This window comes from Anaerostipes amylophilus (assembly GCF_025567365.1).
Lineage (GTDB): Bacteria > Bacillota > Clostridia > Lachnospirales > Lachnospiraceae > Anaerostipes > Anaerostipes amylophilus.
Map to the genome: position 1 here is coordinate 31,782 of NZ_JAOQJG010000005.1, position 13,526 is coordinate 45,307.

A 13,526-nucleotide genomic window follows, 5' to 3' on the forward strand; every position below is an offset into this window, starting at 1 on the left:
TTTTTATATGATTTTAAAGGAGTTTTTGATATGGTAGAGAAGAAAACTGATCGTCGTATTTTAAAGACGAAACGTGTGCTCAGGGAGAGCTTGCTTTATTTATTAAAAGAGCAGCCAATACAGAAAATATCCGTTTCCCTTCTGTGTGAGAAATCAGATATTAACCGCAGTACATTTTATACTTATTATTCCAGTCCGATGGATCTTTTGGAATCCATTGAGGATGAGATTTTGAATACGCTGGAAGAAGATATGATCCAGTTTGAAAAGGAAAATTCGATTTCTCAGCTGATGAATTCGATTATCTTTTATATCAGCGAGCATAAGCAGTTAGTAAGGCTTCTGTTTTCAGATCATGGTGATCCTGGATTTCAGAATAAACTTCTGTTTGCCACACAGCGCTGGACAATGCCGATGTGGCAGAGCCGAAGACCGGATTATGATGCAGAGACTTTATCTTCTTTGCATATTTATATTGTGAGTGGCTGTATGGCTGTGATCCGGCAGTGGATCACGGGTGGTTTTCAGGAGTCTGAAGAGGAAGTATCTTTGATGTTGGAGAAATTGTCTGCTTCTACTTCGGTAGGATTTTTGCAAGGGAAATAATTTTATCTTTTTATTCTTAAAAGCTATTTTTTTCATAATACATACTGCTGTTATAATCATCAATTTTTTCACTTAAAAATGAATTACAAACTCATTCAATACTTCCTGCAATCTTTCAAAAAACATACTAGCATGATATCCATCTGCCGATGCATGGGATATCGTCAAGGCAGCAGATAATTTTCTTCTTCCATCTTCTTCCACATATTTTCCAAATGTAATAATTGGAAATAGATTTGGTCTTCCGGTTGGTACCCATGTGCTGTATCCTGTAAAATCCATCCATGGCACACAGGAAATACAGAAGAAGTTTGGTGGCTGCCCTTCTTTTCCTTTTGGTCCTTTGACATCTTTGTAAGTTTCCATATCATTTATGATATTTTGATAACATATCTGAAAGTCGTCATCATAATAAGACCAGATGTCTGAAAATGTATGGTCGTCTTTGTGAAAGATCGTAAAGTTTGGATGCATCACATCAAAATAGCCAGGTCTTCCTTCCTGATCGACTCCCATCTTAAATTCTTTTTTCTCGTTAATGACTTTCCCTGCGCAGTAAATAAATGATGGATAAAACTTTAATCCACATTTTTTGACCTGCTGGTACAGATTTTCCACATCTAAACGTACTGTGACGGTATAACCGCATGGTATCATCTGCATATAATATTCAAAATGTTTCTGTCGTTCCCATTTATCTGAATCTAGTAAATGAAACATATCAGACACCTCCTGTCTGTTTTCTAGATCATCTCATATCCGCCCAAAACTACTGGCATTTTCAGCACTTCCAGTACTCTCTCAAGCAATACTCCTTCTCTGTTTGGATAATCAAATCCATAACTTGCTTTAATTGCCTGTGTGATAAACTGTACACCCTTATCCAATGCAATTGGCAGACTGTCTCCGTCTAACAGACTTCCGATCATAACAGAAGTATAAGCATCCCCTGTTCCCGGATAGAATGTTGGGATATAGCGACATTTAATCTTCCAGTATGTATTACAACTTCTATCATAGGCGATTACATTAGAATCTTTATCTTTTTCTTTATCTGGAACACTTGTCACAACCACAATATCTGGTCCCATATCTGACAGGCGTTTTACCCATTCTTTGATCTCTTCATCGGTCGTTGTCTGTTTATATTCTTCTCCTAACAGAAGGCTTACTTCAGTAAAGTTTGGTGTAATGATATCTGCTTTTGTCACCAGATGTTTCATTCCTTCAACCAATCCCTGATCCATCGTTGAATATAAATTTCCATTATCTCCAAGTACTGGATCGATCACGACCATGTTATCTTTCGTTCCAAAATCATCAATAAATCCAGAAACAATCTCAATCTGACGTTCAGACCCTAAAAATCCAGAATAAATGCAGTCAAAATCAATCTTTAATTCTTTCCAGTGATCGATATAGTCCTGCATATGATCTGTAAAATCTACAAAACTAAAAGTATCAAATCCACCAGTATGATTAGACAGGATTGCTGTTGGCAATGGACAAACCTGAATTCCCATGGATGAAAGGATTGGTATGATCGCTGTCAGTGAGGCTCTTCCGAATCCTGAAAGATCGTGGATCGCTGCCACTCTTTTTACACTGTGTTTCATATTATTTCTCCTTACTATTTTAAGCGGAATGTCAAGATTCCTTTATAATCGATCACATTGATTTCTTCATCTTGTTTCATCTGCTCCATCATTGCTTCTGGATCTTTGACATCTCTGCTTTCTAAGAATCCTCTTACTTCAAACTGATTCATTGGATGTCTTCCGATAATCGATTTGACCGCTTCATAGTCATCTTCAATCTCACTAAAAAATGCACCTGAACTCATCATCTCGATAGAAATACCACCAAGCGTCTCAACTGCATATCGCATACGTTCTTCTGATACAACATTCACATCTGCTTCTGCTGGCGGACGAACTGGTGTGTTTAGGTATAATCTGTCATATTTTAATTCTTTTAATAACTTTTTAAATTCAAGAATAGAATGCTCATCATCATTAATTCCGTCAACTAACATGATTTCTAACCAAAGTTCTCCCTCATACATGTGAGTGAACTTTTTAAGACCATCAAATTCTTCTTCAAATTTAATCGTTCCATAAGGACGGTCGATCTTCTTGGAAATTTTCTGATCATAAGCATCTAAGGATGGCAATACCATATCGGCATGACACAATTCTTCTCTGACCTGTTGATCAGAAAGTAATGCACCATTTGTGATCACTGCAACAGGCTTGTCTGTTAATGCTTTTAATGCATCTACTAATTCACCAAGATTCGATGCTAACGTAGGCTCTCCTTCTCCAACCACGGTTACGATATCGAATTTATCAGAGTCTTTCAGATATTGTTTAAATTCTGCAATGATATCTTCTGTTTTATAAAATTCCTGACGTTTATTTGTCATTTTATCGGTTCTTCCTAACTGACAGTAGATACAAGAATAGTTGCAAGTCTTTTTAGGCAATGGACTGATCCCTAAAGATCTTCCTAATCTTCTGGATGGAATTGGACCGAATACATATTTAAAATCGCTCATGTTGATGTTTCCTTTTCCTATTAATTTTGTATAATTCTTATTATACGGCAGGTATACAAAATTTGTCTATAAAAATTGTGATTTGTAGGTAGTTTGATAAGCTGAAGTTATTGGTGGAATATTATAAAAAGGGTTATATGTCTGTGACGCGCTCTCGCTCGACTCACACGTAGTGGACACTAAATTCGACAGCGATGATAAATCATCACTGCTCATTAAGTGCCAACGTGTTCCTACGGTCTGCCGACATATAACCCTTTTTATAATATTCAATAATTTCAGTTATCGAAACCACTAGAGATGTGTATGTTAAACGGTATTGGATAATAATTTTTGTATTCACTGACAAAAGATTTTCTTTCTTACGAGGACCTCCATGAGACTGGTAGCTTCTTTTTTATGTCGTTATCATCATGGAGGTTTTTATCAGTCTATTTATGAAATATCTTGGCTACAAACCTTGCTTTTTTATACAAATATGTCTTGCACATCCCATGGGATCAGGATCTTGTTCCAAGAATGAAGCGGGATACCAGACTTCCTCAGCTTCTTTCGATGAAACTGTGCCAGAAACTTTTAAACTGCAGGCAGTATATTTCGAAGCTTCGGGGACAATATATGCTGAATTGAGAAAAGAAGAATTAGATGGGAAATATGAAAGGAACAGCGGAAGTTACTGATAAAACAGTCAATTTTTGATAAAACGAAGGAGATAGCGAATGATTGAAACCCCATACAATATTATTTTCCATACACACCACCTCAAATTTTCCAATCTTGTGAATTGTCCACTCTATAGACTTCAGCTATATGATAAAAAATAAATAAGCAACCGAACACGATGCATTGGAATTTTGCCATATTTTGAACAAATTCGCAGCCCAATTGGACGAATGTCTGAGCTTCAAAGATTTTTGTCTTAAACAAAACTTCAAAGCGAGTTTTCGTAGGAAATTGGGCGGATCAGCGATTTGTTCAAAATATGAGCAAAATTCCACCGCATCGCGTTCGGTTGCTTATTTATTTTTTATCATATACTCGAAATCTACAGTTGGCCAACCAACTCACAAATTAGAATTTAAAGTAAGTTATCAGCCAATTCTTCCATAGTCTTAACATTCTCATCATTCATCGTAGACTTGATCGTAACAACAGGATCAACGATCTCAATATTCTTAAATCCTTCTACGATACCCTTCATAATCTTCGCAGCCATTGGTGCCCAAGATCCATTTTCCATGAATGCTACTTTACGTTTCTGATAGTTCTTAGCTTTTAAGTGATGTAAGAAGTCTTCCATGCATGGGAAGATTCCTGCATCGTATGTTGCTGCTGCTAATACGAGTCTGTCATAGCGGAAAGCATCTTCGATCACTTCTGCCATGTCATCTCTTGAAAGATCTGCTACTACGACTTTTGGAGCTCCTTTTGCTTCTAAGATCTCTGCTAATTTCTTTGCTGCAGCTGCTGTATTTCCATGGATAGATGCGTATGCGATCAGAATTCCTTTATCTTCTGGTTCGTATTTGCTCCATGTATCATATAATCCGATATAATATCCAAGGTTTTCTTTTAAGATTGGTCCGTGTAATGGACAAATGATCTCGATATCTAATCCTGCTGCTTTCTTTAACAGATTCTGTACCTGTACTCCGTATTTACCACAGATGTTAAAGTAATAACGTCTTGCTTCACATGCCCAGTCTTCATCTGCATCTAAAGCACCGAATTTACCAAATCCATCTGCTGAGAATAAGATCTTCTCTGATGTTTCGTAAGCTACCATAACTTCTGGCCAGTGAACCATTGGTGCCATAACAAACTGTAATGTATGTGATCCAAGAGATAATGTATCTCCTTCTTTTACTACCACTTTACGTCCTTCTAGATCGAATGCGAAGAACTGAGGGATCATATTAAATGTCTTGGCATTACCAACAATCTGTGCTTCTGGATATTTTTCTGCTAATACCTGTAAGCTTGCTGCATGGTCTGGCTCCATATGAGATACTACAATGTAATCTACATTTCTTCCCTCTAATGCTTCTTCTAAGTTTGCAAGCCATTCATCTGTCTTGCGTGCATCTACAGTATCCATAACGACTACTTTCTCATCTAAGATTACATAAGAGTTATAAGAAACACCGTTTGGTACTACATACTGGCTCTCAAATAAGTCAATATCATGATCATCTACACCAATATATTTTACTGAATCTGTAACTTTAATATCTTTCATTGTATTACCTCCAAAATAAGATTGTTTTTATTTTAACTGTTCTTACTATAACATAGTTTTATGGAAATATCTAGTAGTAATAGTTACTGTTTTTAATACAATTTACACTTATTTTATAAAACTTTCCCATAAAACAAAATAACATTCTGAGTCATAAAATAATTATGTTCTACTCAGAATGTTATTTATCTTACTTTAATGCTTCATATACTTACTAACTGCATGATTATCTATGCATTGAGAAGCTGTCCATATCATAACGTTTTAAGTTGTCTGTGATCTTACGATCATCTGCGGATTTGATCAGATTTTCTCTGACTTTACGTGCTTTGATGATCTCTTCGTTACGGCTTGGTCCACCAACGCATCCGCCTTCGCATGCCATACCTTCGATGAAGTCTTCTGGTAATCTTCCTCTCTGTAAGAACATTAATGCTTTCTTACATTCTGCTGCTCCGTTGGCTTTGCATACTTTGATATCTTCGTTCTGTTCTGTTTCTTTCATGTATTCTAATACAGAATCTGTAACTCCACCAGAGTTTCCATAGAATTTACCGAATGTTGTAGCATCCTGGTATGTATTCTCTGCTGGTTCTAATTCTACGTCTTTTGCTTTCAGGATTGCTAAGATCTCGTTGTAGTTTAATGCGTAATCTGCATTTCCTTCGATCTTCTGATCTGCTACTTCTGACTTCTTAGCTACACATGGTCCAACGAATACTGTGACAGCTTCTGGATCTTTTGCTTTGATCATTCTTGATACTGCACACATTGGAGATACTGTTGTAGAAATAAGATCTGCAAGATCTGGATAATGTTTGCGGATCATATTTACGAATCCTGGGCAACATGAAGTTGTTCTCTTCTCACCATTTCTGTAAGCTTCTAACCATTCTTCTGCTTCGCTGCATGTTGTCATATCTCCACCTAAACCTGCTTCGATAAGATCTTCAAATCCAGCTTTCTTTACTGCCTGTCTCCAGCTTTCCATTGTAATGTCTTTTCCGAACTGTCCTTCTGTTGCTGGTGCAAGGATCGCATAGACTTTCTTACCTGCTTTTAAGTCTGCGATTACATTTGTGATCCATGTCTTTGTTCCGATCGCACCGAATGGACATTTTGCTGCACACTGTCCGCAACGGATACATTTTTCTTCATCGATCACTGATACTCCGTATTCATCATAAGAAATTGCGTCTACTGGACAGCTGTCTTTACATGGTCTTGATACATGAGCGATCGCATTGTATGGACAGGCTTTCGCACACATACCACATTCTTTACATTTCTGAGAATCGATTCTTGATCTTGTATGTCCTGGTTCGATTGCTCCGAAACGACATGCTTTGATACAGTCTTTTCCAAGACAGTTCTGACAGTTGTTTGTTACAACATAGCTTGAGATTGGACAGTCTGCACATGCAGATTTGATCACCTGCACGATATTTCCATCGTCTTCTGCTCCTGGAGCTTTTCCCTCTGCTAAACGGATTCTCTGTCTTACGATTTCTCTCTCTTTGTAGATGCAGCAACGGAATGTTGGTTCTGGTCCTTCGATCATCTTCTCTGGAATGTGATCGCGTTCTTCTTCTAATGTTCCTTCAAACGATGCCTTTGCTACTAAATACAGTACATCTTTTTTCAGATTCTGAATGCTTGTTACATCATACATAATAGTTTACCCTTCCTTATAAAACACTTAACTAAAACACCCTAGATATTGTTATTTTTTTATCTATGTGCATTATAACAAATATTTTCTTTTTTCTCTACAATGCTTAAAGAAAAGTACAAAAAATATGCAATTTTTTTAATATTGTACAATTAACAATTTCTTATCAGAAACATTGTCCGTACATTGCATACAATCATTGTTAAAAGAAAGACATAATTATCTGAAAATTATTCTCATTATAGCTTCAGGTTATGGCAAACTGTTATTTATAGTTATTTCACTTTCTTATTTATATTTGATATTCTATATAATATTAGTAGGCAAATAATAAAATATTTAATATAGAAAGGATTTATACTTATGAGACCTTACAGATATGATATCGTTGGTAGTTTTTTACGACCAGATTATTTAAAAGATGCACGTACGGAATATGCAGAGGGGACTTTATCTGCTGACCAGTTACGTGAAGTGGAAGATAAAGCGATCAAAGAATTAGTTGAAAAAGAAAAAGCTGCTGGATTAAAAGCAGTGACAGACGGAGAATTAAGACGTCGTTACTGGCATCTTGATTTCCTTGCTTCTTTAGTTGGGGTTGAAGAGATCAAAGCAGATCACTGGTCTGTTGCTTTTAAAGGACATCAGCCAAAAGCTGCAACTCTTGAGATCGTTGATAAAGTTGATTTTGATGAGAACAGTGAATTCTTAGATCATTTTTCTTATTTAAAAGAAGTTGCTGGAGATATTGACTGCAAGATGACAATTCCTTCTCCTACAATGCTTCACTTAATCTGCTGTGTTCGTGGAAGTGAATCTTATCAGCCAATCGATCGTTACAAAAATGAAGATGATCTGTATCATGAGATTGCTCTTGCTTATCAGAAAGCGATCAAAGCATTCTACGCTCGTGGATGCCGTTATTTACAGTTTGATGATACATCTTGGGGAGAATTCTGTGACCAGAGCAAACGTGATGATTATGCAAGCCGTGGGCTTGATCTTGACCAGATTGCAAAAAATTATGTGAAGATGATTAATGAAGCTTTAGAAGCAAAACCTGAGGATATGACGATCACAATGCATATCTGCCGTGGTAACTTCCGTTCTACATGGTTCTCTTCTGGTGGATATGAGCCAGTTGCTGAAACTTTATTTGGCGGATGCAAGATTGATGGTTTCTTCTTAGAGTATGACAGTGATCGTGCTGGTGATTTCAAACCTTTACGTTTCATCAAAGATCAGAAAGTTGTATTAGGTCTTGTTACTTCTAAAGATCCTCAGCTTGAAGATAAAGAAGAGATCAAAGAGCGTATCAAAGAAGCTACACAGTATGTTGCTCTTGATCAGCTTTGCTTAAGCCCTCAGTGTGGTTTCTCTTCTACAGAGGAAGGAAATATCTTAACAGATGACGATCAGTGGAAAAAGATGGCTCTGATCAAGGAGATTGCTGAGGAAGTCTGGGGATAGGATATCCGTAAAGCATATTTCATAATAATATATCAAAAATAATAGAGGATGTATCATAAACTTGATGATACATCCTCTATTATCTTTAACAACTATTTTATAACTGCATTGGCTAATCTGCAATATTTATTATTATCCCCATCAATCTGATAAACTGTTGCATATACTTCATCTTTATCCATCTTTACCAGATCATAATCTATTTCCTTTTTTGATGTTTTCTTCGATATCGTATGATTTCCACATCCTGTAAATATAACTATCATCAGGAAGATTCCCGCCATGAGTCTTATATATTTTTTGCCAAATACAGCAGGATGAATAATATCACAACCGTGATTGAAAGAACCGCACATAATAAAACTTCCTCGTGTGTTAACGTAAGGATGGATGTTGATCCAAATAATGTACTACATACATCGCCAGAGAGATTCGGTCCTGTCGAAAATATATTCATCAAAAGATATCCAATAGCAAGTGTTCCTACGATCAATGCATACCATACAAACGGATATTGGAAATAAAACTCTTTGCTGCTGCCCACCAGACAATTCTCTGTAGCATCTTTTATCCAGATGTTCTCTTGGAATGCTTTTTTAATATTCTAATAACTGTATCATTTGTTTGGTTCTATATTGTGATTTCCTTGGCAATTGGTCTTCCTCCGTATATCCTAATTTGAAAATGATTTTCATTTTATTGTTAAATTATTGAACTGTCACGATTGAAAAAAGCCTCTGGACAATAACATCCAGAGGCTTAAAAGGGCTATTATTTACATTTTTTATAATTGTGTTCTTATTATTTATTATTTTACGTTGAATGCTTTGATTCCAGGATATACTGCACTGTCTCCTAAAGCTTCTTCAATTCTTAATAACTGATTGTATTTTGCAACACGTTCAGATCTTGAAGGTGCTCCTGTCTTGATCTGGCATGTATTTAATGCAACGGCTAAGTCAGCGATCGTTGTATCTGCTGTTTCACCAGAACGATGAGATGTTACGGCTGTGTATCCAGCTTTGTGTGCCATCTTGATCGCTTCTAATGTTTCAGAGATAGATCCGATCTGGTTTAATTTGATCAGGATAGAGTTTCCTGCTCCCATTTCGATTCCTTTGGAAAGTCTTTCTGTATTTGTTACAAATAAGTCGTCTCCAACTAACTGTACTTTATCTCCAAGTCTTTCCGTAAGTTTCTGCCATCCTTCCCAGTCTTCTTCATCTAATCCATCTTCGATTGAGATGATTGGATATTTTTCACATAATGCAGCCCAGTGCTCGATCAGTTCTTCAGCTGTATACTCTGTTCCTGCTTTTGGCAGTTTGTAATATCCTTTTCCTTTTTCGCTCTTCCATTCTGAAGATGCAGCATCCATAGCGATCTTGAAGTCTTTTCCTGGCTCGTATCCTGCTTTTTTCACTGCTTCTAAGATAGTTTCGATTGCTTCTTCATCTGATTTTAATGCTGGTGCGAATCCACCTTCATCACCTACGGATGTAGCAAGTCCTCTTTCTTTTAAGATTCCTGCTAATGCGTGGAATACTTCAGCACACCATCTTAAACATTCTTTGAAGGATGGAGCTCCAACTGGCATGATCATGAATTCCTGTACATCAAGTCCTGATGATAATGCATGACATCCACCATTTACGATGTTCATCATTGGCACTGGAAGTCTGTTTCCTGACACCCCACCTAAAAATCTGTATAAAGGTACTTCAAGAGATGTAGCTGCTGCTCTTGCTGCTGCGATAGATACAGCTAAGATTGCATTTGCTCCGAAGTTTGATTTATCTTTTGTTCCATCTGCATCAATCATTGCTTTGTCTACTGCATATGTATCAGAAGCGTCTAATCCGATGATTGCTTCACTGATCTTTGTATTGATATTTTCTACGGCTTTTGTAACACCTTTTCCTAAATATCTTTCTTTATCTCCATCTCTTAATTCCAGTGCTTCAAATTCTCCTGTCGATGCACCACTTGGAGCTGTTCCTCTTGCGACTGTTCCGTCTACCAATGTGATCTCAGCCTCAACTGTTGGATTTCCTCTGGAATCTAAGATTTCTCTTCCGACTACTTTTTCAATTTCTAAATAATTCATTTTCGATTGTGACTCCTTTCCCTATACATAGCAGTACTCCTCGCTGGAAGAAGAGTAAGCTTCCAGTTTGAGATCGTTTTGTTGCAGGTGTCGATCTCAATCGAGGAGTCCACATGATTCATTCACGTTTTAGTTAGTGTTGTCTAACTGATATTTATGATACTAGATTTGTCTGAAAAAATCAATGGGGATATATGATAATAATTATCATATATCCCCTGGTTGATTATTTTTTTAATTTCATTGGTTTCTTAAGAACTGTGGATTTGATCGTAATGGATTTTAAATTCTTACATCCATTAAATGCATTATCTTCTATTGTCTGTACATTCTTTCCTATCGTAAGTTTCTTTAGTTTTGTGTCTTTATACAAAGCTTTCTTATTGATAGATACAACTTTACATTTTACTCTTTTTACTGTGACATAATCTGGAATCACGATGGATGATTTCTTTTTATTCAAGCTCTTGATCATCACCTGTGCATTTTTAGTATTTACTACTTTTGTAACTTTATAGGTAATTCCATTGATCATTACGGAAGCAACACCTGTATCAATAGCAATCTCCTTAAATGTCTTTTGTGAATCATAGATACTTCCATCCAATCTCATACCTTCTAATTTTGGAGTCTGTTTGGTTACATTGATTGCTATGTTTCCTATGTATGATTTATATTGTTCCTCATCCGGTGTAAATGTATATTCTACTGTTTTGGTACCAACTTCTGGCATCTCATCTGGAGTGTTAAATTTTAATATTCCAGATACTTCTGTTCCGTCTGGTGTTACAAACTTTGCTTTTTTTGTATTTAATTTTAATTCAGAAATTGTTTGTCCATAATATAGTTCATTACTTCCTTCAATTGCAGGTTCTGTGCCTTCTTTTGGAGTTACTGTGATTCTATCAGTTAATGTTATATAAACTTTAAATGTAATATCTTCATAATTATTGCTGTGGATCGTAAATTCAATCTCTGCCTGATTACCAATATTTCCATTTTTGCTTACATTATAGCTATAGCTTGCATCTGTTTTCTGTGCTTCTGTCACAATTTCATTAGATACATTTGTTATCTTTGCTTCATAAGATGTATTGGAAATATCGGAAGGAAGATAATCTTTTAGATTGTTCCTGCCTTCTGTTTCCATCCTCTTTCATACCACCAATAAGAATCATCGGTTGCCTCACTGTTTCTCCAATACACTTGATCTAATACAATTTTCTTTTCTATCTTTTGGGCATCACATGCTGTACAGCGGAATGTGATCGTATCATCTGTGTCAGAATCTGGATCATAGGCATACTGATGTCCATTATGAATCTCTGTTATATGGTTGACTGATAATCTCCATTATTATCAACCATTGTGTAGTATCCTTGATCCCCTCTGGTCCATAACTCCTGTATAAGAATCTGTGATCTTCATCTTATCAATATCTACTTGAATCGTAACATTTGCCTGATGGTTATATCCGTCATCACTTTTGTACATTTCATGACATGTATGAATGATCATAGAATTTCCTGAAACATCTATTCTACATGATCCTGCATTAAATTGTTTTGTTGTATTGCAGTTTGTTAATCCTGTTGATGTTATCTTGTTCCAGTGTTTATCGTATTTTGTAATTCGATATACTTCTTTTGTATTGTCTTCGTCTGTGTTATTCTCTCCTGTTACGACATAATAATTATCTTTTGTTGCATAAAATCCACCAAAAACTGGTAATTCCTTACCTATAATCTTACTTCCATACTGTACCCTCATAAATGAACCATCGTCCAATGCTGTTAGGTATGACTTCATAGAATTGCTCCATCTGGAATATTGTAGCATTTTTGAATACAAAAAGAAAAGCCTTCCAGTAGATTTCTCCACTGAAAGGCTCTGTATATTCTTTGTATCTTCCGTAACGTATGATTAACGTTTTGAGAACTGTGGTGCACGACGTGCTTTGCGAAGACCTGGTTTCTTTCTTTCTTTCATTCTTGGGTCTCTTGTTAAGAATCCAGCTTTCTTTAATGTTGAACGGAATTCTCCATCAACCTGTAATAAAGCTCTGGAAATACCATGACGGATTGCTCCAGCCTGTCCTGTAAATCCACCACCATGAACGTTTACTAATACATCATATTTGTCAATTGTATCTGTTGCAACTAATGGCTGACGTACAACTACTTTTAATGTTTCTAATCCAAGATATTCATCGATATCTCTTTTGTTGATTGTGATTTTTCCTGTTCCAGGTACTAAATATACTCTGGCAACACTGTGTTTTCTTCTACCAGTTCCGTAATATTTTGCTGTAGCCACTGCTTCTTCCTCCTTCAAAAATTAATACTTGATCTCTAATGCTTTTGGCTGCTGAGCTGCATGATTGTGCTCTGCACCTGCATATACGTGAAGTTTCTTAATCATCTGTCTTCCTAAAGGTCCTTTTGGAAGCATTCCTTTAACTGCAAGATAGATTACGTCTTCAGGTTTCTTAGCTAATTTTTCTTTTAATGTCTGTTCTTTCATTCCACCAACATAGTCTGAATGATGATAGTAGATCTTCTGGTCTAATTTCTTACCAGTTACTTTGATCTTTTCAGCGTTGATAACGATCACGTTATCTCCTGTGTCGATATGTGGTGTATAAGTTGGTTTGTTTTTTCCTCTTAAGATTGTTGCGATCTCAGATGCTAAACGTCCTAATGTATGTCCTGTAGCATCAACTACATACCATTCTCTTTCAATTGTTGATGGGCTGGCCATAAAACTTTTCATGGTGTTCCTCCTTAAAATTTCTATCAATCATATGTGTCTATATTAAATACTCCCACCGGGGCATTGGGGTAGTATTCTCTCTCATGTCACAGTTTCTTATTAT

The 13,526-nt window shown here is 36.3% G+C and carries 13 protein-coding genes and 1 pseudogene; 2 read left to right on the forward strand and 12 right to left on the reverse strand.

What is annotated here, in order from left to right; translation table 11 throughout:
- Positions 1-30: 30 nt before the first annotated feature.
- Positions 31-606, forward strand: a complete 576-nt coding sequence (locus OCV53_RS07980) for a TetR/AcrR family transcriptional regulator (protein WP_022374850.1) — start codon at positions 31-33, stop codon at positions 604-606.
- A 72-nt stretch (positions 607-678) separates the two neighbouring features.
- Here OCV53_RS07980 and OCV53_RS07985 read toward each other — a convergent pair whose 3' ends face one another.
- From OCV53_RS07985 to OCV53_RS08005, 5 genes are all read right to left on the reverse strand, one after another.
- On the reverse strand, positions 679-1,326 hold the full coding sequence (locus OCV53_RS07985) for a chloramphenicol acetyltransferase (protein WP_055197570.1): 648 nt from the start codon (positions 1,324-1,326) through the stop codon (positions 679-681).
- 23 nt (positions 1,327-1,349) lie between these two features.
- Positions 1,350-2,222, reverse strand: a complete 873-nt coding sequence (locus OCV53_RS07990; protein WP_055197572.1) for a pyridoxamine kinase — start codon at positions 2,220-2,222, stop codon at positions 1,350-1,352.
- Positions 2,223-2,236: 14 nt separating this feature from the next.
- Positions 2,237-3,163, reverse strand: a complete 927-nt coding sequence (locus OCV53_RS07995; RefSeq protein WP_055197574.1) for a radical SAM protein — start codon at positions 3,161-3,163, stop codon at positions 2,237-2,239.
- Positions 3,164-4,241: 1,078 nt separating this feature from the next.
- Complete coding sequence (locus OCV53_RS08000) at positions 4,242-5,402, reverse strand: FprA family A-type flavoprotein (RefSeq protein WP_055197577.1); 1,161 nt, start codon at positions 5,400-5,402, stop codon at positions 4,242-4,244.
- A 226-nt stretch (positions 5,403-5,628) separates the two neighbouring features.
- Positions 5,629-7,074 (reverse strand): 4Fe-4S dicluster domain-containing protein, encoded by a 1,446-nt coding sequence (locus tag OCV53_RS08005; protein WP_055197579.1) that lies wholly within the window; start codon positions 7,072-7,074, stop codon positions 5,629-5,631.
- Between the two features lie 363 nt (positions 7,075-7,437).
- Between OCV53_RS08005 and OCV53_RS08010 the strand changes: the two genes are divergently transcribed.
- A complete protein-coding gene (locus OCV53_RS08010; RefSeq protein ID WP_055197581.1) occupies positions 7,438-8,544 on the forward strand; it encodes a 5-methyltetrahydropteroyltriglutamate--homocysteine S-methyltransferase in 1,107 nt (368 codons plus the stop codon).
- Between the two features lie 92 nt (positions 8,545-8,636).
- On the opposite strand, the gene OCV53_RS08015 is transcribed toward OCV53_RS08010, so the two are convergent.
- The 7 genes and pseudogenes from OCV53_RS08015 to rplM all read right to left on the reverse strand — a co-directional run bounded on the left by OCV53_RS08015 (position 8,637) and on the right by rplM (position 13,423).
- Positions 8,637-8,810 (reverse strand): hypothetical protein, encoded by a 174-nt coding sequence (locus OCV53_RS08015; RefSeq protein WP_155492460.1) that lies wholly within the window; start codon positions 8,808-8,810, stop codon positions 8,637-8,639.
- 41 nt (positions 8,811-8,851) lie between these two features.
- Positions 8,852-9,031, reverse strand: a pseudogene (locus OCV53_RS12435) (metal ABC transporter permease); the annotation flags it as partial.
- A gap of 321 nt (positions 9,032-9,352) precedes the next feature.
- A complete protein-coding gene (gene eno, locus OCV53_RS08025; protein WP_055197585.1) occupies positions 9,353-10,651 on the reverse strand; it encodes a phosphopyruvate hydratase in 1,299 nt (432 codons plus the stop codon).
- 226 nt (positions 10,652-10,877) lie between these two features.
- Complete coding sequence (locus OCV53_RS08030) at positions 10,878-11,801, reverse strand: leucine-rich repeat protein (protein ID WP_055197587.1); 924 nt, start codon at positions 11,799-11,801, stop codon at positions 10,878-10,880.
- Between the two features lie 209 nt (positions 11,802-12,010).
- Positions 12,011-12,460, reverse strand: coding sequence for a hypothetical protein (locus OCV53_RS08035; protein WP_055197589.1), 450 nt, complete (start codon positions 12,458-12,460; stop codon positions 12,011-12,013).
- A gap of 114 nt (positions 12,461-12,574) precedes the next feature.
- Positions 12,575-12,967, reverse strand: coding sequence for a 30S ribosomal protein S9 (gene rpsI / locus OCV53_RS08040; RefSeq protein ID WP_022091912.1), 393 nt, complete (start codon positions 12,965-12,967; stop codon positions 12,575-12,577).
- Between the two features lie 21 nt (positions 12,968-12,988).
- Positions 12,989-13,423 carry a 50S ribosomal protein L13 gene (gene rplM / locus OCV53_RS08045; protein ID WP_008393360.1) on the reverse strand — a complete coding sequence of 145 codons (435 nt, stop codon included), beginning with the start codon at positions 13,421-13,423 and terminating at the stop codon, positions 12,989-12,991.
- Positions 13,424-13,526 lie beyond the last annotated feature (103 nt).